This is a genomic window from Exiguobacterium sp. N4-1P (genome assembly GCF_002214325.1).
This window is the reverse complement of the sequence record NZ_CP022236.1, coordinates 289,840-311,512: the sequence shown is the minus strand read 5'-3', so window position 1 is coordinate 311,512 and position 21,673 is coordinate 289,840. Positions and strand designations below refer to the sequence as shown.

Genomic DNA, 21,673 nt, shown 5'->3' with positions numbered 1-21,673 from the left:
GAGACGAGGCATTTTCCAATGATGAACAAAATCATGCTCGTCATGCTTGGTGGTACTGGAATCTTATTCGTAATTTTCGCCATCCTCGTCATGATCAGCTTATGGACATGACAAATAGCCATTCGTTCCAAAGTAGTGCTTGCTACTTACGAACGATGGCTATTTTTTTCGTTAACGAATGGCTTTACTCATGACGAATTGCTTTAAATCACGCTGTACCCATCCTTCTGCACGCAATGTTTCCCAGACGAGTGGATTCGTCGACTGCAATTGATACGTCATTCCGCTCAAACGTCGGGTCGCTTCCGTTGCGATGCGTGCGACCTCCGATTCTTCTGTCAAGATGGCAAAAATCGAGTCGTTTGAAGCAGCGATGAATGCTCCATCCAGTTCATAATAGGTGGCCTTTCTATATTTCATCACGCCCGGATCTTGTTGCCAAATGTATTCGCCTTGTTGGGCGTATCTCCGTTCAAATGCCACTTCATCAATCTCAACGAGTGGATTCACCTGGTTCGGTTCATCGCGCTGAAAATAACCGAGTTCATGGTCTTGGCGGTAGCCAAGCTGGTGATACAAATCAATTGCAGGTGTATTACCTTGGATGACTTCAAGCATTAATCGATCGACTTCCAGCTCTTTCGCATAACTTAGTTGAGCCTCGTATAATGCTTTTGCGATGCCGAGACGGCGATACTGCGGATCTACGCCAAGCCCGCCACACCGCATGACTTGCTCTTTTTTAATTTTCTTGAGGCCGTTCAGCCATAACCCGACAGGTCGTTCTCCATGAAAGGCGACAAACGAGTGTTTCAATTGATTGGCATCTCGCGTCAAAATCCGTTCCTGAAACACTTCAAGTGACAAACCGAGCGGAATCATGTAATCACTGAACCCTTCTTGCATCGCGTTGTAGGCAGATTCTAAATCAGGATTTCTTTTAATATGAATCATATGTAGTCCCTCCTCTTCTCTCTTCAATCGTTCGACTTTTTACAAGATGTTTCCTGCACTTGTTTCCAACAAAAAAATCACCCCCGATGAAATCGAGAGTGATCATGTACTTAATTTAATTTCGAACGGCTTCTTCCGTAACCGAAGTAGACAAGCAAACCAATCGCCGTCCAGATGAAGAACGCAATCCACGTAAAGGTTTGGAGATTCAACATTAACATGATACAAGCAAGGACCGATAAAATCGGGAGAACCGGGACGAACGGGACTTTGAACGCCCGTTTCAAGTCCGGACGCGTCCGACGCAAGATGATGACGGCGACGGAGATTAATGCGAACGCAGCGAGTGTTCCGATGTTAATCAATTCCGCCAACGTACCGAGCGGGACGAATCCAGCAATCAAACCAGAAGCGGTACCGAGAATCCAAGTCGCCTTGACCGGTGTATGCGATTTTTCATTGACGTCCGAGAAAACTTTCGGTAATAATCCATCACGACTCATCGCAAACAACAGACGGACGAGACCAAATGTCATGACAAGAATAACTGTCGTCATCCCGACGATGGCTCCAATCCGGCAACCCAGTTTTGACCTGCGACTTTCAACGCAAGCGAAACCGGACTATCGACACCTTCAAATTGTTTGAACGGGACGATTCCGACCATGATTGCAGAGACGACGATGAACAAGATGACGACGGCGACTTTAACGAGTACCATCACGTTATTGACGCGTTTTGTTTCCTTGATTCCAAGTGACAACAAGAACGTAATGACCATCAAAATTAAGAATGCCGGTAAGTTAAAGAACGTTTCACTGCCAGGTACGGCGCCCGGTGCCGCACGGAGCGTCGTCGGAAGTTCAATGCCGAATTCCGATAACAACGACTGGAAGTAACCTGACCACCCTGTCGCGACGGCACTCGAAGCCAGACCGTATCCTAAAATTAAACACCACCTGATGATCCAGGCAACGAGTTCGCCAATCGTAGCGTAGGTGTATGTATATACACTACCCGAGACAGGAATCATCGAGGAAAATTCGGCATAACAGAGGGCGACTAACGCACAAACGATGGCTGAAATAATGAATGAGACCGGTAATGCTGGACCTGCGTATAAGGCGCCTGTTCCTATTAAAACGAAAATACCTGTACCAATGATGGCACCGATTCCGAGTAAAAAACTCCTTCGCATACTAGCGAAGGAGTTACACGTTACTTACGGACGATCGTTTGGATGATCAAGATTTGGTCCACGATTTCCATCTGGGTCAATCGGATAATCATCCTGTTGTGCCAAATCATTTTCAGGAAGCGCACCTTTTGGCTTACCGTGCGTCGGTTTCTCATCAGTCGATTCCGTCGAACGGGAAGCACGTGGGGCACGGTCTGGCGTGACATCATCTGCTGCTTTCGAAGCTGCACCTTTAGCCGCTTCTTTCAGGCTTGGCTTAGGAGCTGATGGAGTTCGGTCCGAAGCAAGACTCGACGTATCAAGCTCTGTCTCTTCTGCTTTCTTCTCGAGACGATCAAGGTAGCGCGAAGCATTATCGCGACCACCTAAACCAAAGGCGAGGCCGAAGGCAAGGGCGGCTGCTCCGAGAATCAAGATGAAGGCCGAGTTGACGATCGTCGCTGCGACCCCAAGTTGATCGAGTGCCATGAAGATCGCGAGGGCTAAAATCGCATAACGTGCAACATTCGATAGGACTTTAAGATCAGAACTGCCGAACAAACTATCCATCGCGCGTTTGACCAAGTTACTGACGATAATCCCGATTGCGAGAATGACAATCGCCGTCAAGACACTCGGAAGGAAGGCAAGGACAGCTCGTCCAAGATCGACCATGAAGTTCAGACCAATCAGGTTAAAGGCTTCGACGACGAACAGGACGACGATGATAATCTCAACGAGAGCACCGACGAGTGAAGAAGGTGACATCGACGTATTGTTAGCATCCCAGTTTCCAATTTTCAAGTGACGTGTCAAATTGTTAAAACCGAGTCGGACGAGAAGGTCGGTGACGAATTTTTTTACGAATCGTCCAACATAGACACCGACGAGAATCAAGACGACGCCGATTACAATGTTCGGAATCATTCCGAGGACATCGTTTAGCATGCTGATTGCTGGTGCACTGATTCCTTCGATGTTCAGTTGATCAAGTGCTGAAATCGTGATCGGAATCAAAATCAAGATGAAGACGACTGTCCCGAGAATTGACGAGACCGATTTTGAATCTTTTTGATTGTCTGTCCCGATGTTAAAACGGGAAGCAAATTTATCCGTCCCAATCGCATGAAGGAAGTTCGTCACGATATCGCGGACAATTTTTGCGACCAAGAACCCAACTAGCAAAATAGCTGCTGCTGCGATTAGTCGTGGGATGAAGCTTAAGAACGAGGATAACAGTTGACTGAACGGTTCCGAAACACTGTCAATGTTGAGGGCATCAAGTACACCTGGTAGGAAAATCAATAAAACCAAGTAGAAGACGATATCCCCGGCAATTTTCGGATAGTTCGATAGATCGGCTTGTCCTTGTAACATCTTGTTTGAACGAACCTTTTCGTTCGCCATCAACTTTGTTCCACCTTTGACGATGACCATCCGTAAGACGACGGCAATAATATAGGCGAACAGTAGAACGAGTGCAGCTTTTAAGATGTTCGGAATTGCCGCAAGCAGCGTGCTCATTGTGTCTGCGAGTGGTGCTGCAATGATGCCAAGATTAAGAATGTTGAACACTAAAATTAGTACAAAAACCATTAAGACCCAAAAAATAACTGTTCCAACGACTTTTTCTGGTGTCCATTTCTTTTTCTTCGTTGTCGCTTCAGCTGACTTTTCTGGCATCAACTTCTTGACGACACCTGACTTTTCTAGTGCCTTTTGAATGCCGTTCGCAATTAATTTTGCGATCAGCCAACCAATTAGGAACACAAGTAGTGCACCTAATATGTTACCAAGAACACCGAACATTCCGTTCAGGTTTAGCGAAGTATCGTTCCACATATTGTTCATCCTGTCACACTCCTTTTTTAAAAAATGGATTATCGGCATACCTTTACATCTATCATTTCCCCCTGTTGTGAATGAAGTAAACACGCTTTCAGTCAAATTGACAGACAATTCAAGAAACACTAAAAAACGGATGACCCTCGCGAGAATCATCCGTTTCGACATTGTTTATTTGATTAACGTGACGTTGCCTTTCCGGCGACGGTCTGATCGTGTAAGACGTCTTCAATCGCTGCATACCCGCCATCGATGTTAATGACATTCTTCACACCGAGTGATTGGAGGACGCTGACCGCCATCCGTGACCGGACCCCTGACGCACAGTGGACGGCGATCGGTTGGTCGCTCGGAAGCTCTTCATGACGTGACGCAAGTTTTCCGAGTAAAATCCGGTGAGCCTGTTCATAATGGCTCTCCTCCCACTCTGTTTTATTTCGGACGTCAAGGACGTAGACGTCACCGGCTTCAGCTGCTGCGATGGCTTTGTCTGCTGTCCAGTCCGGATAACTTTCTGTTAACTGACTCGCTGTCAGTTTTTCGACATCAATCAATGTCACGAAACGATCCAGTCCGATCGATTGTAAATCCGTTTGAATCGTTTCCAGTTGATCCGTTGCTGCGAGAATCGCGATATCCTGATTGAAATCGACTAACCAGCCTGCCCAGGCGACGAATTTCGAATTGTAGGGAATGTTGATTGTCCCCGGTACATGTCCGGCACCAAATGTTTTTCCGTCTCGTGTATCGACGACTTGCATCGTCTTGACGAGTTCTTCCACCGTGTTCGCTTCAGCAAAACGTGGACGATCAACTTCTGTCGTCACGACAATGCCTTCTTTGTTGACTTTTTTCATCATCGCAAAGTAGTTCGGTGGTTCTGGTTGATCCGTTGTTAATTCTTTAACAAATGCCGCTTCATCCTCCATCCGGAGTGCCCAGTTCGTCACTTTTTCGTAGCCGACCGTCGATGTCGGAACAGCACCGAGGGCTTTCCCGCACGCGCTTCCTGCACCGTGTCCCGGCCAGACTTGTGTGAAGTCAGGCAGTTGTTTGAAGCGTTTCAAGGACTGGAACATTTGCTTCGCACCGAGGGCTGTCGTTCCTTGAATACCGGCTGCTTCTTCCAGTAAATCAGGACGTCCGATATCGCCGACGAAAACGAAGTCACCTGTGAAAATCCCCATCGGAACTGTCTGATCACGATCGTATAAGACAAACGAGATGTGTTCCGGCGTATGACCTGGTGTATGCATGACTTCAAGCGTCACATTCCCGACTTTGAACGTCTCCCCGTCTTTGACGAGACGGGCATCAATCTCTGAAGCAAAACCATACTTCCAAGAAGCATCGCCTTCGTTTGATAGATAAGCTGTCGTTCCGAGACGCTTCGCGAATTCGCGTGTCCCAGAGACGAAATCGGCATGAATGTGTGTTTCCGCCGTCGCCGAAATTCGAAGCCCTTCTTTTTCCGCTTCTTTGAGATACGGTTCGATGTTTCGTGCCGGATCGATGACGATCGCTTCCCCTGTCTTCTGGCACCCTACCATATATGAAGCTTGTGCTAATTTTTCATCATAGAAATAGCGTAATAACATAACGATTCCTCCTTTAGTTGAATGGTCGTACCCGATTGATCGTTGCTTAGCGTGTGACGTTTCCTTCCCAGCTCATCATTCCGCCGTCGACGTTCGTGACGTCGAAGCCTGCTTGTTCCAAATACATCGAAGCATTCATACTCCGTCCACCCGATAAACAAATGACGTGGAGCGGTTGAGAGGCATCCAGTTCAGCCGTGCGTTCCGTCAATTCAGATAATGGAACATTTTTAGCCTGTTCGATATGACCGCCTGCGTATTCATCCGTTTCGCGGACATCAATCAACTGGATTGATGCATCCGTTTGAAGTGTTTGTTCAAGTTCAGTCGTCGACATGTTTTTCATGAAGTTTCTCTCCTTTTGTTGCCCGTTCGGCAAAATGATTTCTGCTCATAATATACCCCCTGCGGTATTAAAAATCAAGGGAAAGGATTATTCCGACAAAAAAAGCAGCCCCTCTCCTCGAGGAACTGCTTCATTTCTTACGATCCTGTCATACGACTTCTTTTTCGGAAAACTGGCTGTTGTAGAGGTCCGCATAGAAACCATCTGCTTTTAGCAACGCTTCATGCGTTCCTTGTTCAATGACACGCCCTTGATCCATGACGAGGATTAAGTCCGCATCTTTAATCGTCGACAGGCGGTGGGCGATGACGAAACTCGTCCGTCCGTCCATCAAGCGTTGCATCGCCTGCTGGATGAAGATTTCCGTCCGCGTATCGACGCTCGACGTCGCTTCATCCAAAATCATGATCGGTGGATCGGCGAGAACCGCACGGGCAATCGTCAACAATTGTTTTTGCCCTTGTGAGATGTTCGAGGCCTCTTCGTTCAAGACCGTCTCATACCCGTCCGGTAACGTCCGGATGAAGTGATCGGCATGGGCTGCTTTCGCCGCATCGATGATGTCTTCTTCCGATGCTCCGACTTTCCCGTACGCGAGATTATCGCGGATCGTCCCGTTAAAGAGCCACGTATCCTGTAAGACCATCCCGAAGGTCGTCCGTAGGTCTTCCCGGGAGATGTCACGGGTATCGATTCCGTCAATCCGGATCGCACCACCGTTTAATTCATAGAAACGCATCAACAGGTTGATTAAGGTCGTTTTCCCAGCACCGGTCGGACCGACGATCGCGACGGTTTGTCCCGGCCGGACATCGATGTTCATGTCTTCAATCAAGAGGTCTTTTCCGTAACCGAAGTCAACGTGTTCAAACGCGACGGCACCTTTCGCACGCGCGAGATGATGCGTTGTCACTTCTTTGATTTCCTCTTCTTCATCTAACAATTCAAAAACACGTTCTGCTGCTGCGACCGTCGACTGGACGATATTTGCGATGTTCGCCGTCTGCGTGATCGGTTGTGTGAATTGTCGGGTATACGTGATGAAGGCTTGAATGTCCCCAATCGAGATACTGCGTTGCGTCACTAAAATCCCGCCGACGACACTGATCAAGACATAACTGATGTTCCCGATGAACATCATCATCGGCATGATGATGCCGGAAATGAACTGCGCTTTTCGTCCGGCATCATAAAGCTGTTCATTGACGTCGTCAAACTCTGCGACGGCTTTCCGTTCGTGACCGAACGCCTTGACGACCGGATGTCCCGTATACATCTCTTCGACGTGGCCATTCAGCTGACCAAGCGTCCGTTGTTGATCAGCAAAATACTTTTGCGACCGTTTTAAAATCGGACGGATCGCAAAAATCGATAACGGTAACGTCACGAGTGAAATCAGCGTCAAGAGCGGACTGATCGTCAGCATCATGATTAAGATCCCGACGATCGTGACGATTGACGTAATGAACGATGTGACACTTTGTTGGAGCGTACTCCCAATCGTATCGATATCGTTCGTCACCCGGCTGAGCGTTTCCCCGTTCGGTCGTCCGTCATAATACTTCAGCGGTAATCGCTCAAGTTTCTGATTGACGTCCTCTCGTAAGTCATACACCGTTTTTTGGGCGACGCTCGACATGATGTATTGCTGAATGTAACTAAATATACTACTGATGACGTAAAGTCCTGCGAGCAGTAACAAAATCTGACCAATCTTCGTAAAGTCGATTTCAGCGCCCGGCACCCCTTGGAACTTCGCATACGCCCCTTCGAACAGTTCTGTAATCGCTGTCCCCATGATTTTTGGTCCTGCGATCATAAAGACCGTACTGAGAATCGCGGCGACAAACACAGCAATCAGTGCCGTCCGCCGTGGTTTTAAATAGGCGAGTAACCGACGGAACGTCGCTTTGAAGTCTTTCGGTTTCTCCCCCATCATCATCATGTTTCCACCGCCGGGACCGCCACCCGGTCCACCCGGAGGTCCGCCGGCAGGTCGTTTCGTTGTCTGACTCATGCGATTTCCTCCTCTGACAGTTGGGATTTGACGATTTCTTGATAGACATCGTTTGTTGCGTACAGTTCGTCGTGCGTGCCGATTCCTGCGACGCGCCCTTCTTCAAGAACGATGATTTGATCCGCATCCATGACCGTACTGACACGTTGGGCGACAATCAGAACGGTCGCTTGACGCGTTTCTTCTTTTAATGCTTTTCGGAGTGTCGCGTCCGTCTTGAAGTCGAGGGCGGAGAAGCTGTCATCGAACACATAAAGGTCGGGTTTCCGGACGAGCGCCCGGGCAATCGAAAGCCGTTGTTTTTGGCCACCGGAAACGTTTGATCCGCCTTGTTCAATCACGGAATCGTACCGGTCCGGCATCCGTTCGATGAAGTCGGTCGCTTGGGCGACACGCGCTGCATGTTCGATTTCTTCTAATGATGCATCCTGTTTCCCGAAACGGATGTTGTCCGCAATCGATCCCGTGAACAATAGGGCTTTTTGTGGCACGAAGCCGATTTTTGAACGTAATTCCTCTTGCGGGACGTCACGACTGTCGACACCGTTGACTTGGATGCTGCCACTCGTTACGTCGTAAAAACGGGGAATCAAATTGACGAGCGTCGATTTCCCGGCACCGGTCCCGCCGATGACAGCGGTGATTTCACCAGGACGTGCTTTGAAGCTGATATCCGACAGCACCGGCGCTTCTGCTCCCGGATAGCTGAACGTCACGTGATCGAAGACGAGCGTGCCCGGCTCACGGTCTGCTGAAGCGCTTCCTTCATCGACCATCGTCGGTGTCATCTCGAGGACTTCATTAATCCGTTTCGCCGAGACCGCAGCACGGGGAATCATGACGAACATGACGGATGCCATGACGAGGGCGAACATGATTTGCATGACGTATTGGATGAACGCCATCAGGTCACCGATTTGCATGCCGCCGTTATTAATCCGGATTCCACCGAACCAAATGACGCCGACGACCGTCAAGTTCATCACGAGCATCATTGTCGGCATCAAAAATGCCATGATCTTATTGACCTTAATCGAGACGTCCGTTAAGTCCGCATTGGCTTGCGTCAAACGGACTTTTTCTTCTTTCTCCCGGTTGAAGGCACGAATGACACGGATGCCTGTCAAATTCTCACGTAAGACGAGATTTAACCGGTCGAGTCGTTTTTGGACTTGTCCGAACAGCGGCACCCCTTTCCATAAAATCAACAAAATCGAGACAACGAGGACGGGCATCGCGGCAACGATGACGAGTGATAGTTTGGCATCCTTCGAGACCGCCATGATCAGACCACCAATGAACATGATTGGTGCACTGACGACCATCCGCAACATCATGATGACGACTTGTTGGACTTGTGTGATGTCGTTTGTCGTCCGTGTGATCAGCGACGCTGTTCCGACTTGGTCGAACTCTTGCAGTGAAAAACGTTCGACGTGGTTAAAGACTTTCCGGCGAATGTCGCGCCCAAGCCCCATCGCCGCTTTTGACGAATAATAACTTGCGGCAATTGCAGCCGTCGCACCGAGTGCCGTGATGCCCAGCATAACCGCACCAATTTTCCAAATGTAGCCTGTATCCCCGACAACAACGCCTTTATCGATGATGTCTGCCATCAAAGTCGGTAAATACAAATCGGACATCGACTGGGCGAAGACGAGGACCAATACGGCGAGGACCGCCCATTTATAGACTTTTAGATTTTTGAGTAACTTAATCACGTGTACAACCTCCGTTTCCTGGCGGGAGAATCTCTTTCATGCCACGGGCAATGATGTCATGAGTCGCAAGCATCTGCTCGAAGGCTTCCGGATCAATCGTTTCCAAAATTTTCTCGAGGCGTTGTTGCATCCCGGTTTCTTGTTGTTTCATCTCTTGAACGAAACGTTCTCCTTGTTCACTGAGCGACAAAATCACTTCGCGCCGATTTTGTTCGTTCGTCTCGCGAACAATCCAGCCGGACTGCACCAGTCCTTCGATCGATTGACTGAGCGTACTTTTCGGTAAGTGGGTCTGTGCTGCCAAATCTTTTTGGGTAATCGGTCCGCGCGGTGCAATCGTCATTAAACTATGAAATTGCGGCATACTGAGTCCATTTTCCTGTGCCGTCTGATGGGCAAAACGCATCAAGTGGCGCTGGATGTTCCAAAACGATTTCATCATCGTTGCCGATCGTAAATTTTCCTGCTGTTCTGTTTCCATGGATTCAACTCCTTTGTTCAATTTCGAATCGTTCCATTTGGAATGATTATCTATGTAAACTAAATTACGCCGATTCATTCGTAAAGTCAACTAAATAACAATGTGAAAATGCACATAATATTTTTAGCAAATTCAAAGAGTGACCACAGATTATGAATACACAAAAAAACGACCATTTCTCTACCTAGAAATGGTCGTTCTCTATAGTTCACTCCGGCTCCACATGGACATGAATGTCGTAGACGCCATATTCGTCCGTCAACGTATCTTCGACTCGTGTTGCGATATCATGGGCTTGGTGGATGTTGAGTGTCGAGTTGACGAGAATTACGACATCGACGACTTCATTATTGCCATAGTTCCGTCCTTTGATTGACTTGATTCCTTTGACACCTTCGAGGTCAAAAATCACGTCCTCATACATCTTCAGCTTTTGTTCATCAAAGCCGTCCGTCAGTTCGTGGGAAGCTTCCGAGAAAATGTCCCATGCCGTTTTACAGATTAAAAAACCGACGATGATCGCCGTCACGATATCAAGCCACGGCATCCCGAACTGGGAACCGATGATTCCGATTGACGCTCCGATACTGACCCAGGCATCCGACCGATTGTCTTTCGCCGCTGCCATGACAGCCTTGCTGTCAATTTCTTCAGACAGTTTGCGGTTATACCGATAGACAAAATACATGACGACTGCCGAACCGATTCCGACATAGGCAGCTACGATATCTGGAGATTCTTGTTTTCCTTCAAATAAGCTTGAAATCGTATCAATCAACACTTGGAGACCGACTGCCATCATAATGAAAGAAGCGACCATCGACGCAATCGTCTCACTTTTCCAGTGACCGTATTTATGATTGTCATCTGCCGGACGACGGGAAATTCGTAATCCGATTAACACAGCAATCGATGCGATGATATCCGTCGTATTGTTCAAACCATCTGCCCGTAAAGCGGCAGAATCCGCTGAATAGCCGACAAGCAATTTAATTACGGATAATAGGATATAGGCTGCAATGCTAATCATCGCACCGCGTTCGCCCCGTTTTAGATTATCGAATTTTTGTTCGTCCATCATTCCGCCCGCCCCCACTTACTCGCTTAATTCCGAAAACTTATCGTAGCAGTTCAATACAAGTGGGTCTAGAGAAATCATTTTGTTTATAACTAGATAATTAATAAATGACCAACTTTGTTTTCTATAGGCAAAATAGATCAAGCCCTAGTAATCCAACATTCTTGAACAGAAAAACCGCTTACATCTCTTGAACAACCAACTTTTTTGCGGAAATTTATTGAACAAAAAAAGCATAATCCGTGCATCTTCTTACCAGAGTCAGTAGACTAAAGACAAACAATCATACTATAGGGGGATTTACACATGAGTAACTACATCAAGAGTGAAGACACGTTTAAAGAACTAATCGCAAGCGAAACACCGGTCATCATCAAGTTCGAAGCCGACTGGTGCCCGGACTGCAAACGGATGGACTACTTCATGCCGGACGTCGAGTCACAATTTAAAGAACTTCCAATCTATACGATCGATAAAGATGAGTTCCCGGAAATCGCATCCGATAATGTCGTCATGGGAATTCCAAGTTTACTCGTTTTCCAAAACAGCGAGAAGCTTGGTCACTTGCATAGCGCCAACGCAAAAACACCAGGAGAAGTGACAGACTTCCTCAAAAAGAACTTCAACTAAACGCATGAAGCCCCACTTTCCATTTAGGAGAGCGGGGCTTTTTTTAGCGTTCGCAGGCGATGCCGTCTTTGTCACGGTCTTTTGACTTATTGAGATTATACGTCGCTAAGCTTACATGTTGGGCGTACTTTGTTTTCTTATAAATGGCTTTCCCGTTTTTATCGTAACCCGTTCGGTTTTTCAAACCCTTTTTCTTCGAGACGCCACCTTTATACGTTTTTTGCATCTCCGTACAGTTTTTAAATGCCTTCGCCTTAGTCGCTGCGTCACTTTGACCAGATGTAGCGCTAAGTAATGAAATACTAAGTACACCTGTCATGACAATCTTTAATGCTTTTTTCATCAGGTTACCTCCGTTTCTAAAAAACCAAATCTTAGTGATAATTTGATTATAATAGATTTCTTTAGAAATAGTTTCCTATTTTTAAAATTTAGAGATATGACTTATCTGACAGTTTAAAAGACAAAAAAAGACCCGCTTCATTATGAAGCGGGCCCTAGCGTGTAGACAAACGCTTATTAAGTGTGAACACGCCGATTTGAGACGGATTTCGCTCAACTGTCTGCATGCCCGGCTTTCCGTCACGGTATTACCTAAAAAGCGTCACGTCTCGTTGACTCCTACGGGAAAAAGTGCGTTTTTAACGCGACTTGCCAGAGGCAGGCAAGACCCTGCTCGTTGTCCGTGAGGATCAAGGAGCAACGGCTTGCGCCTCGCCCGAGGAAAGCAACGAAAAAAGAGACGCTTTCTCTCCCGATAGCACATCGTACGTTGTCTACAGTCTGAGACCCGTTTCATAATGAAGCGGGCCCTACTTGTAATTACCATTCAGTAACGCAACCGTTCAATCTTGATTTTCTTATACCGTAGGCTTAAACCGAAGGCAATCAAGAGATAGAGGAAACCAATTAAAAATGAAAAATCACCATACGGAATTGCAGTAAAGGCATTCCAACCAAACATCGGCACGACAAACAGAACATACAGTGGATATTGGATTCCTGACATCATGTCAAACCACGTCTGATCCCAAAGGTGATTCTCAAACAATGTAATCAAATAGACGACCATCCCGCCGATGAAACCAAAACGAAGGTAGTTAAACAGAAAACGGATGAGCGATGTGTTTTTAAGGATGAGGATTGATCCCATCAAGAAAGCAAACCAGCCAATCGACGTAAGAATTTGTACTATACCAATCGAGCCATCCGGATAAATTCCGGCTGGCCAGCCGTTCAACATAATCGAAACGAGTAATAGCGTACAAAAAAGTACGAGATAAGACTTTGTTCCCTTCGGCATTTTCAAATTCCTCCATTACTTTTGATATGAACTAGTATTCGACGTCCCTCTCGTCAAACCTTCCATAAAAAGTAAAAATATTTAATTACATAACAAACGAGCCCTAACAGGTCAGGGCTCGTCCGGTTTATTTTACTTCCAGCTTCACATCATCAATCATCACGTCATGCGCCGCAAACGGAGAGCCTGCCGCTTTTCCCAGCAAGAACTTTAGACCAGCTGTATCGTCTTGTCCCATCGTGAACTCGTACTGGTACGTGTTCACCGTCGGACTGACTGCTACGACCTGACTGAAGTAGCGTGTATACGCCGCATTTTCGACCGTCACTTCGAGCGGCCGTGCAACCGTCGACGACGCCTTAAACGTCAACTGGTACGTCTGTCCTTTGACGAGCGCTAAGTTCCCTTGTTCCAGTAAGATGCTCCATGGCTCCTGTCCTTCTGAAGCAATCGCGATTTTTGCAGCTTCATTCACCGTCGAGACGACCGCTTGTGCATCATAATGAACGTATGAACTCCAGAAGTTCAGCCCTTCCGTGAACGAGCCGTTTTTTAACGGCAACTTATCGATCTCGATCGGCGTCGTGTCAAAGAGTTCAACATCATCGATGGCCACTTCCCCTTTCTCTGATCCAAGAATGAACTGGAGACGACTTTTTAGATCGGTCGCTTCTGTCATCGTAAACGGTACTTCAAACGTCTCCATCTTACCGCTCGGCGCAATCCGTTGTTCCGGCAGGTAAGCCGTCGTTTCTGTCGCATCCGTCAACTGAACATTTATCTTGTTCACCCGTTTTGCTGCTGCTTTGAAACGCAGCACATATTGATGGTCTTTTACGAGTTGTACGCCTTGTTGCGACAGTGTCGCGTTTTGTCCTTTTTTCGTATTCGTTTTGAATGTGAAGACGCGTGTTACCAGGTCAACCGATCCCGTCCCCTTCGTTTTCCCGGCATCAAACTGCCAGTACGTCAAACGATCCATCGCTCCTTGGTCAAACGTTCCGTTGTAGATTTGATTGCCGTCCGGTAAAGCCGGTTTTGTTGCCGCTTCATCGATTTCACCGCGTGGAATCTGTTCGACACGGACGTTGCCGATTTTAACGCCCGCTTGCGCGAGACCTAAATTGAATTCGAGCCGGGCCGCAAGATCCGTTTCACCCGTCATGTCGAACGTAAACGTGTACGGCTTGACGGTCGTCGTTAAATCGATTGATTCTTCATTCGAGTATTTCGTATAACCGCGTTCAGCCCCACCACCGACTTTGACCACCATCTTCCGCGCCTGGTCGCTACTCGCGTCGAAGCTGACTTGATAACGGCCACCTTGTGCGAGCGACACGTTTTGAATCAATTGGTGCGAGTACGTTTGCGTTCCTGGTTTCGTAATTGACACGTCAGCAAAACGTGTTCCGTCCTGCTCCGTCACGTCGACTGATCCCGTGCCGCCAAAGTCAGGCAACGTCACATAGTTCCAGTAGGTCGGATCAAGTGTCTGCGCGCCGTCCGTAATCGTCTTAATCGCTTTTTCGTACGCTTGGTCATAGACGAGGTTTCCGTCTTCAAGCGGTTGCTTCGCCCCGTCCGGTAACGTCACGTCTTCATAGACCGGCTCGACCGGTTCCCGGTAGGCGCGGTTCTTCAGGTCATAGACCCGGACATAATCGACTTCCATCTCAGCCGGGAACTTCGTCGTCGCGTCGACTTCCCCGTCGAACCAGCCGCCGACAGCGAGGTTCATCACGAGATAGAAATTTTGGTCGAACGGTGCCGGATAACTGTAGTTCGTCGCCGTATTTTTTCCTTTGCTGTACCAATCGTTTTGTGTCTGATAGAGGTTTCCGTCGACGTACCAACGGAGTTCACCCGGCTCCCACTCAACGGCATATGTATGCCACTGGTCAATCCGCTCACCGTCCGGGAAATGATAATCCTTACCGGTATATTTATTATTCGGCCAGTTTTCGCCGTAATGAATTGTCCCCGCGACCTTTTCAGGCTGACTGCCCCAGGATTCCATCACATCGATTTCACCGGACGATGCCCAGGCACCATACTTGTCCTGCTCCGGCAACATCCAAAACGCTGGCCACAGTCCTTTACCGGTCGGCAGTTTCGCTTTGATTTCATAACGGCCGTACGTCTTGCTGAACAGTCCTTTTGTCTTCAATTTTGCCGAAGTGTAGTCATAACTTCCGAAGGCGTCCGTCGTCTTTTCCTGTTTTGCGCGGATGACGAGTTTTCCGTCACGGATGAAGGCATTGTCTTTTTTGTCGGTATAATATTGTTTTTCGTTATTTCCCCACCCGGATGAAACGCCGTTGCCGTCCGCATCGACGATCCAGTTTCCCGTGTCGTAGTTCCATTTCGTCCGGTCAAGTTGTTGTTTCGTAAACTCGTCCGACCAGACCATTTTCCATTTCGTTTTGTCCTGTTTGTCTGCTTTTTCAGCATGCCCTGTCCCGGCATAAGTTAAGACTAAGCCTGTCCCAAGGGCGACTGCGAGCCATTTCTTCATCTGTAATCCTCCTTTGACAAAAAACAGGCAAGACCGATGTAATTCGACCTTGCCTGCGACTGAGTTACGCTTCCTGTGAGAGTGTTGCTTTATGTGTCTGGATGACATCGGCATACCAATGCGCGCTGTCCTTCCATGTCCGTTCCTGTGTTTCGAAATCGACATAGATGATGCCGAATCGTTTGTCGTATCCGAAGCTCCACTCGAAGTTATCGAGCAGCGACCAAAGGTAGTAGCCTTCGATGTTCATTCCCTCGTCGTTCAAGTCGGAGACCGCTTGCAAGTGTTGCGCAACATAGTCGATCCGGTTTTGGTCATGGACACGACCATCGACGAGTTGATCGTCGAACGCTGCCCCGTTCTCCGTGATGAAGATCGGGAGTGACGTATATTCCGCGCGAAGGCGACGAATCAAGTCCTTGAACTCGTTTGGTGCGATGTCCCAGCCCATGCCCGTCTTATCGTAGTCCGAGTACGCATCTTTGTGCAAGAAGTCATTCGCGGCACTGAATTCAACTAAGTTGCGGCTGTAGAAGTTGATCCCGAAGAAGTCACAGCCGACCGAAATCGTTGCCATGTCGCCTTCTTGGATGAAGTCGTACGTATGGACGTATTTCGAGAACAGGTTCATCATGTCGACCGGATACTGTCCCTTGAAGATTGGGTCGAGGAACCAGCGATTCGCGTACCCGTCGGCGTTGTTCATCGCCAACTGATCATTGACGGAATCCGTCTTCGCGTACTTCGGTGCGAGATTCAATGTGATGCCGATCGGTGTCGCCGAGTTGAACTCCCCTTTGAGCAGTTCGACCGCTTTTCCGTGTGACAACAGCATGTGGTGAACGGCACGGACGGCTTCGTTCATGTCCGTGTGACCGGGTGCATGGTGTCCGAGGTGGTAGCTGAGGAAACCGGCACACCACGGTTCATTGTGCGTGATCCACGAATCGACGATGTCGTCGAGTTCTTCGAAGCAGACACGGGCGAAGTCGAGGAACCAGTCGACCGAGTCACGGTTGACCCAGCCCCCTTCGTCGTATGCCCACATCGGTAAATCCCAGTGGTAGAGCGTGACGGCCGGTTTGATCCCTTCTTCGCGTAAGCGTGTCGCGAGTGTCCGGTAAAACGCCATGCCTTCCGGGTTGTAGTGACCTTTCGCCGGGAAGATCCGTGGCCAGGCAATCGAGAAGCGGTACGTATCGACGCCTAACTGTTTGATGTGCTGGATGTCTTCTTCAAACCGGTGGTAATGGTCGCAGGCGACATCGCCATTGTGTTTTTCAAAAACTTTTCCGTCCGTATCGCAGAACGTATCCCAAATTGATGGTGTCCGTCCCCCCTCGTCGTGTGCGCCCTCGATTTGATACGAAGACGTAGCCGTTCCGAAGACGAAGTTTGATGCAAATTTCATACGCGTACTCCCCTTTAACTAACAGATTATTCTTTGACGGCACCAGCCGAGATGCTGCTGACGATGTATTTTGATAGGAACAAGAAAGCGATCATGATTGGGACGACAGAAATCGCGATCCCGAGATAAAGTGCCCCTAAGTTTTCTGCGACTTGTGAACCTTTCAAGAAGCCCATCAAGACCGGTAACGTGTATTTTTCTGGTGAGAACAATAGGACGAGCGGCATGATGTAGTTGTTCCACGAACCGATGAACGTAAAGATCGACATCGTCGCGATCGCCGGCATCATCATTGGCAAGGCGATCGTATGGAAGATACGCCATTCGCTTGCACCATCCATTCGCGCCGCCTCAATCAAACTTGGGTGCATGACGGTCTGTAAATACTGACGGACGAAGAAGACCGTGAATGGACTGGCAATCGCCGGAACGATCAGCGGGATGAAGCTGTCGAGAATACCTAAATTCTTACTGAGTTCGTAGAACCCGATCAATCCGAGTTGTCCCGGAATCATCATCATGACGAGCATGAAGACGAACAGGACGTTTTTTCCTTTGAACTGATAAAAAGCAAATCCGAACGCTGTCATCGCTGAGAAGTAACCCGACAAGACAGTGACGAGGATGGCGATGATCAGACTGTTCTTGAAGCCGGACCAGATGTTGACGTAGGAGCTTAACGCCGCATAGTTCTCAGCGAGCGAGTTCCCGGGAATCAAGGAGAAACCGGACAGGACTTCTTCGTTCGACCGGGTCGCGTTGATGATCATCATTAAAAATGGAATGATACAGGCGATGGTCAAGGCAATCAGGCTGACATAAATCAGGCTCTTGCCGAACCAGGCTTTTTTCTGTTTCGGTGGTGCCAACTTCAGCGGACGTTCTGAACGCTCCGGTTGTTCCTCCGTTTGCGGGACGATCCGCCGTGCTTCTGCATTTCGTTCCATCGGTCAGGCTCCTTTCGGTGAACGTTCTTTTCGGAACATCCCTTTGAAGACGATGATTGAAAAGACGAGCGTGATAGCAAACAATCCATAGGCGACGGCAGCAGCGTAGCCATAGTTGTTGTACTTAAAGGCTTGATTGTAGAGATAGAGGACCATCGTGTTCAAGGCACCATCCGGCGCACCGACACCGTCCGTAATCAACATCGGGAGATCAAACAGTTGCAGTCCACCGATCAGTGACGTGATCATGATGTAAAGCAGGATCGGTTTTAACAGCGGCAACGTGATTCGCGAGAAGATTTGCCAGCGTGTCGCACCATCAATCAAGGCCGCTTCGAAATAATCTTTCGAGATGCCGGATACACCGGCCATGACGACGATGAACGAGTGACCAAGCCACATCCAGGTCAGGATGAGTGAAACGGAAATCTGGGCTGTGACCGGTTGTGTCAACCAGTTGATCGGGTCGGAAATGATTCCGACTTTCATCAACATCATGTTGAGTGATCCGTGTTGCCAGTCGAGTAAAATCCCGAACAACAAGGCAACCGAGCTAATCGTGATTAAGTTCGGTAAGTAGAACGTCGCCCGGAAGAAAGCAAGTCCTTTTAACTTGAGTTGTAAGTCTGAGAACAGTAAGGCGAGCATCAACGCTCCACCAATTTGCAGGATGAAGTTCAGTCCCCAAATCTTGATCGTATTGAAGAAGGCTTCAATGAAGTACGTATCTCCGAGCAAACGCGTATAGTTCGCGAGTCCGACGAGTTGTTCGCCTTCTGCGCCTGTATAGTTCGTGAAGCTGTAATAGAACGTCAACGCGACCGGATAGATGCTGAAGATTAAGAAGACGATCCAAAACGGTGCGATGAACAGATAACCATGGCGATCGAGTTTTTTCACAGGTCAAACCCCTTTCTTAAACAAGAAGAGGTAGGGCGAGGTCCGCCCCACCCAGTCTCCTTATTCCGGTACTTTGACGTCCGGATACGCATTTTTGACTTTTTTGTAGAATTCAGCAAGTGCTTCGTCTTTTGATTTTTTGCCTTGGACGTATTCCATGACTGACGCACCGTATAATGTATCGAGCTGTTGGTCGTACTTCGTCACGATACCCGGTGTGATTTGATCCGCTTGATCGAGGAAGAACTCATAGTTGTTCTGTCCGCCGAGGAACTCATCTTTGAAGTCGGTTTTGATTTTGTCGGTAACCGGTGTATACGCAAGGACGTCACCTGTTTCTTTCGCCCAATCCGTCAAGAACTCTTCGTCTTGCGTCATCATCTTGACGAAATCATACGCAAGTTTTTGTTTCTTCGAATCTTTGTAGACACCTAACCATGTACCGCCCCAGAAGTATGGGCTCGGTCCGCTTGTGACTGCCCAGTCACCGGCTGATTTCTTCGCATTTTCTTTTAAGACACTGTGTAAGCCCCATGTTGGAAGGACGTACGAGAAGATTTCTGTTTCGGTTTCTTTACCGTTTTCTTTGACTTTGACCGGCTTATCCATCCCGGCGAACCATGATGGTGACCACTCCGGTGCAAGTGCTGTGTATTGTTTCGTCCGGAGCTCTTTCGCGTAATCCATGTAGTTTTTCTTGTCTTCTGTCAAGACGAGCTCTTGCTTATCGTTGACCCAGGCCTGCGGATCATTACCTTGTGCGAACCAACGGATTGAACCTTCATCCGGGAACATTTTGTAGCCTTTGCCTTTCATTTTCTCAGCAACATCGAAGACGCCGTCCATCGAGTTCATCATCGCACCGATTTCTTTTGGATCATCTGTACCGAGGACTTTTTTGGCGATGCTGCGTTTGTAATAGATACCACCCGGTGTTGTTTGCCATGACAGCGCACGGACGTTACCGTCTTTGTCTTTCCCCATGTCATAGACGTACGGAATGTAGTCATCTTTGACTTCGTCTGCGTTAAACGGTTTTTCAGATAGGTTCGCCCAGTAACCGGCGTCGACCCATTGTTTCAAGAAGGCGATCTCACCTGTGAAGATATCCGGTGCACCGACGCCGCTCTCAAGTGCCGGTTTTAATTTCGTTGGGTAATCCGCGATCGGAACGATCGTCAATTCGACTTTGACATCATTGTTCTCTTCGAACTTTTTGATTGGTTCTTTTAACTCATCCGTGAATGACCAGATTTTCAAGACTTGTTTCCCATCACTTGTCGTTGCTTCTTTACTATCTGAACATCCTGCTAAAACGCTTGCTGTTAACGCGCCGACTGTTAATACGCTGACTAACTTCTTCTTCATGTCATCCCATCCTTTTTCTGATGTACTCGCTCACTAATTTAGTAAGCGGTTTCATTTCTTATCCAAAAATATCGAAAGCGCTTTCGAAAACTCCTAGAAAAAAGTTCCGAAAGCCCTTTCGGAAAGCTTTAAAAAAATATACTGTTTCGAAACCGCTCTCGCTTGTCCTCGCCTTCCACCTGCGAGAGCGATTTCGAAATCGATTGTTAGTCGTTGACGGGTCCCGTTGAATGGCGGACGATCAACTCGACGGGAATGATGTCCGTCGTCTTGAGACGTTGCTTGTTAACGATTTGTTCGATCAATAAATCCGCTGCATGTTGTCCGATCCGTTCCGTATCCTGCCGGACGGTCGTCAACTTCGGTGTGACGTATTTCGACATTTCGATATCATCGTAGCCGACGATTGAAATATCTGCTGGTACGTGTAACCCGGCTTCATGTATTGCTTCCATCGCACCGATCGCCATTTGGTCACCGGCAACGAATACTGCCGTTGGACGTTGTGGTAAGGCAAGTAACGTCTGCATCGCTTGTTTACCTTCTTCGACCGAGAAAAAACCACCGTTGATTAAGTAACCTTCTAAAATCGGTAGTGCGAGTTCAGCCATTGCCCGTTCGTACCCAGCAATCCGTGCACTTCCTGCGTCAATCGTCGTATCTCCCGCGATATGGGCGATTCGGCGATGACCGAGTTCATGCAAGTGATTGACAGCGAGTGCTCCGCCTGTCAGATTGTCCGAGAAGACGACGCTACAATCCGCGCTGTCCATATCGACGACGACGATTGGAATCGTGCTCTGAATTAACTCTTGGACGTGCTGGTCCATTTGATCGGAACAGATGACGACGATACCGTCGACCGCCCGGTGCTGAAAATGCTCGAGGTAACTCATGTCGCGGTTGCGGAGATTACGTGAAGCAAAGATTAAGTCGTATCCTTGTTGCTCCGTCGCTTGACGGAAACTTTCGATGATCGCGTTGAAGAACGGATGCATCATCCCGACTTCGTTCGCTTCCGAGAACATGACCCCGATCGTCCAGGACCGTTTCGTCGAAAGGGACTGAGCATGCGCATTGGGTAAGTACCCCATATCCGCTGCCGCCTGAATGATTTTTGCTTTCGTTTTCTCACTGACATCGGAATAGTTGTTTAATGCCTTTGAGACTGTCGTAATCGAAAAACCTGTTAATTTTGCTAAATCATAAATTGTGCCCATCGTTAAAATCTCATTTCACCGAAAGCGCTTTCGATAAATTTAGTATAGGTCGGAATCTGGAAAGACGCAACCATTATTTGCGAATTTATTTGGAATTTAAAAAATAAATGATATCGCTTTCATTTTTAATCATAAAATCCTGTAAATAAGAACAAATGTTTG

At 48.0% G+C, this 21,673-nt stretch carries 17 protein-coding genes and 1 pseudogene; 1 reads left to right on the top strand and 17 read right to left on the bottom strand.

The window, feature by feature from the left end:
• Nucleotides 1-171: 171 nt before the first annotated feature.
• The 9 genes and pseudogenes from A0126_RS01690 to A0126_RS01650 all read right to left on the bottom strand — a co-directional run bounded on the left by A0126_RS01690 (nt 172) and on the right by A0126_RS01650 (nt 11,217).
• A complete protein-coding gene (locus tag A0126_RS01690) occupies nt 172-954 on the bottom strand; it encodes a GNAT family N-acetyltransferase (RefSeq protein WP_088836173.1) in 783 nt (260 codons plus the stop codon).
• Nucleotides 955-1,064: 110 nt separating this feature from the next.
• Nucleotides 1,065-2,137, bottom strand: a pseudogene (locus A0126_RS01685) (amino acid permease); the annotation flags it as partial.
• Between the two features lie 39 nt (nt 2,138-2,176).
• Nucleotides 2,177-3,982, bottom strand: a complete 1,806-nt coding sequence (locus A0126_RS01680; protein WP_088836172.1) for a mechanosensitive ion channel — start codon at nt 3,980-3,982, stop codon at nt 2,177-2,179.
• A gap of 173 nt (nt 3,983-4,155) precedes the next feature.
• A complete protein-coding gene (locus tag A0126_RS01675; RefSeq protein WP_088836171.1) occupies nt 4,156-5,574 on the bottom strand; it encodes an MBL fold metallo-hydrolase in 1,419 nt (472 codons plus the stop codon).
• A 46-nt stretch (nt 5,575-5,620) separates the two neighbouring features.
• Nucleotides 5,621-5,920: a rhodanese-like domain-containing protein gene (locus tag A0126_RS01670; protein WP_088836170.1), complete on the bottom strand. Its 300-nt coding sequence runs from the start codon at nt 5,918-5,920 to the stop codon at nt 5,621-5,623.
• A gap of 148 nt (nt 5,921-6,068) precedes the next feature.
• The gene (locus A0126_RS01665) at nt 6,069-7,937 is read right to left on the bottom strand and encodes an ABC transporter ATP-binding protein (protein ID WP_088836169.1); all 1,869 of its coding nucleotides are present in this window, start codon (nt 7,935-7,937) and stop codon (nt 6,069-6,071) included.
• Complete coding sequence (locus A0126_RS01660; protein WP_088836168.1) at nt 7,934-9,658, bottom strand: ABC transporter ATP-binding protein; 1,725 nt, start codon at nt 9,656-9,658, stop codon at nt 7,934-7,936. The genes A0126_RS01665 and A0126_RS01660 overlap by 4 nt, the downstream gene beginning before the upstream one ends.
• Entirely contained in the window at nt 9,651-10,139 is a 489-nt protein-coding gene (locus A0126_RS01655) for a MarR family winged helix-turn-helix transcriptional regulator (RefSeq protein ID WP_088836167.1), read from the bottom strand. Before A0126_RS01655 ends, A0126_RS01660 begins: the two co-directional genes overlap by 8 nt.
• A gap of 208 nt (nt 10,140-10,347) precedes the next feature.
• On the bottom strand, nt 10,348-11,217 hold the full coding sequence (locus A0126_RS01650) for a cation diffusion facilitator family transporter (protein WP_088838402.1): 870 nt from the start codon (nt 11,215-11,217) through the stop codon (nt 10,348-10,350).
• 306 nt (nt 11,218-11,523) lie between these two features.
• Here A0126_RS01650 and A0126_RS01645 point away from each other — a divergent pair, with 306 nt between their 5' ends.
• Nucleotides 11,524-11,847, top strand: a complete 324-nt coding sequence (locus A0126_RS01645; RefSeq protein ID WP_088836166.1) for a thioredoxin family protein — start codon at nt 11,524-11,526, stop codon at nt 11,845-11,847.
• A 43-nt stretch (nt 11,848-11,890) separates the two neighbouring features.
• Here A0126_RS01645 and A0126_RS01640 read toward each other — a convergent pair whose 3' ends face one another.
• The 8 genes from A0126_RS01640 to A0126_RS01605 form a co-directional block, all read right to left on the bottom strand.
• Nucleotides 11,891-12,190: an excalibur calcium-binding domain-containing protein gene (locus A0126_RS01640; protein WP_088836165.1), complete on the bottom strand. Its 300-nt coding sequence runs from the start codon at nt 12,188-12,190 to the stop codon at nt 11,891-11,893.
• 486 nt (nt 12,191-12,676) lie between these two features.
• On the bottom strand, nt 12,677-13,150 hold the full coding sequence (locus A0126_RS01635) for a hypothetical protein (RefSeq protein ID WP_088836164.1): 474 nt from the start codon (nt 13,148-13,150) through the stop codon (nt 12,677-12,679).
• 127 nt (nt 13,151-13,277) lie between these two features.
• Entirely contained in the window at nt 13,278-15,665 is a 2,388-nt protein-coding gene (locus A0126_RS01630; RefSeq protein ID WP_088836163.1) for a carbohydrate binding domain-containing protein, read from the bottom strand.
• A gap of 64 nt (nt 15,666-15,729) precedes the next feature.
• Nucleotides 15,730-17,076: a GH1 family beta-glucosidase gene (locus tag A0126_RS01625; protein WP_088836162.1), complete on the bottom strand. Its 1,347-nt coding sequence runs from the start codon at nt 17,074-17,076 to the stop codon at nt 15,730-15,732.
• Nucleotides 17,077-17,102: 26 nt separating this feature from the next.
• Nucleotides 17,103-18,023: a carbohydrate ABC transporter permease gene (locus tag A0126_RS01620; RefSeq protein WP_088836161.1), complete on the bottom strand. Its 921-nt coding sequence runs from the start codon at nt 18,021-18,023 to the stop codon at nt 17,103-17,105.
• 3 nt (nt 18,024-18,026) lie between these two features.
• Complete coding sequence (locus A0126_RS01615) at nt 18,027-18,923, bottom strand: carbohydrate ABC transporter permease (protein WP_088836160.1); 897 nt, start codon at nt 18,921-18,923, stop codon at nt 18,027-18,029.
• Nucleotides 18,924-18,983: 60 nt separating this feature from the next.
• Nucleotides 18,984-20,291 carry an ABC transporter substrate-binding protein gene (locus tag A0126_RS01610; protein ID WP_088836159.1) on the bottom strand — a complete coding sequence of 436 codons (1,308 nt, stop codon included), beginning with the start codon at nt 20,289-20,291 and terminating at the stop codon, nt 18,984-18,986.
• A gap of 206 nt (nt 20,292-20,497) precedes the next feature.
• Nucleotides 20,498-21,511, bottom strand: coding sequence for a LacI family DNA-binding transcriptional regulator (locus tag A0126_RS01605; RefSeq protein WP_088836158.1), 1,014 nt, complete (start codon nt 21,509-21,511; stop codon nt 20,498-20,500).
• Nucleotides 21,512-21,673: the final 162 nt, after the last annotated feature.

Coding starts and splice junctions, on each gene's coding strand:
- A0126_RS01630 (WP_088836163.1), bottom strand. CDS start 15,665: ATGAAGAAATGGCTCGCAGTCGCCCTTGGGACAGGCTTAGTCTTAACT.
- A0126_RS01620 (WP_088836161.1), bottom strand. CDS start 18,023: ATGGAACGAAATGCAGAAGCACGGCGGATCGTCCCGCAAACGGAGGAA.
- A0126_RS01635 (WP_088836164.1), bottom strand. CDS start 13,150: ATGCCGAAGGGAACAAAGTCTTATCTCGTACTTTTTTGTACGCTATTA.
- A0126_RS01690 (WP_088836173.1), bottom strand. CDS start 954: ATGATTCATATTAAAAGAAATCCTGATTTAGAATCTGCCTACAACGCG.
- A0126_RS01665 (WP_088836169.1), bottom strand. CDS start 7,937: ATGAGTCAGACAACGAAACGACCTGCCGGCGGACCTCCGGGTGGACCG.
- A0126_RS01675 (WP_088836171.1), bottom strand. CDS start 5,574: ATGTTATTACGCTATTTCTATGATGAAAAATTAGCACAAGCTTCATAT.
- A0126_RS01640 (WP_088836165.1), bottom strand. CDS start 12,190: ATGAAAAAAGCATTAAAGATTGTCATGACAGGTGTACTTAGTATTTCA.
- A0126_RS01625 (WP_088836162.1), bottom strand. CDS start 17,076: ATGAAATTTGCATCAAACTTCGTCTTCGGAACGGCTACGTCTTCGTAT.
- A0126_RS01680 (WP_088836172.1), bottom strand. CDS start 3,982: ATGAACAATATGTGGAACGATACTTCGCTAAACCTGAACGGAATGTTC.
- A0126_RS01670 (WP_088836170.1), bottom strand. CDS start 5,920: ATGAAAAACATGTCGACGACTGAACTTGAACAAACACTTCAAACGGAT.
- A0126_RS01605 (WP_088836158.1), bottom strand. CDS start 21,511: ATGGGCACAATTTATGATTTAGCAAAATTAACAGGTTTTTCGATTACG.
- A0126_RS01610 (WP_088836159.1), bottom strand. CDS start 20,291: ATGAAGAAGAAGTTAGTCAGCGTATTAACAGTCGGCGCGTTAACAGCA.
- A0126_RS01650 (WP_088838402.1), bottom strand. CDS start 11,217: ATGGACGAACAAAAATTCGATAATCTAAAACGGGGCGAACGCGGTGCG.
- A0126_RS01655 (WP_088836167.1), bottom strand. CDS start 10,139: ATGGAAACAGAACAGCAGGAAAATTTACGATCGGCAACGATGATGAAA.
- A0126_RS01645 (WP_088836166.1), top strand. CDS start 11,524: ATGAGTAACTACATCAAGAGTGAAGACACGTTTAAAGAACTAATCGCA.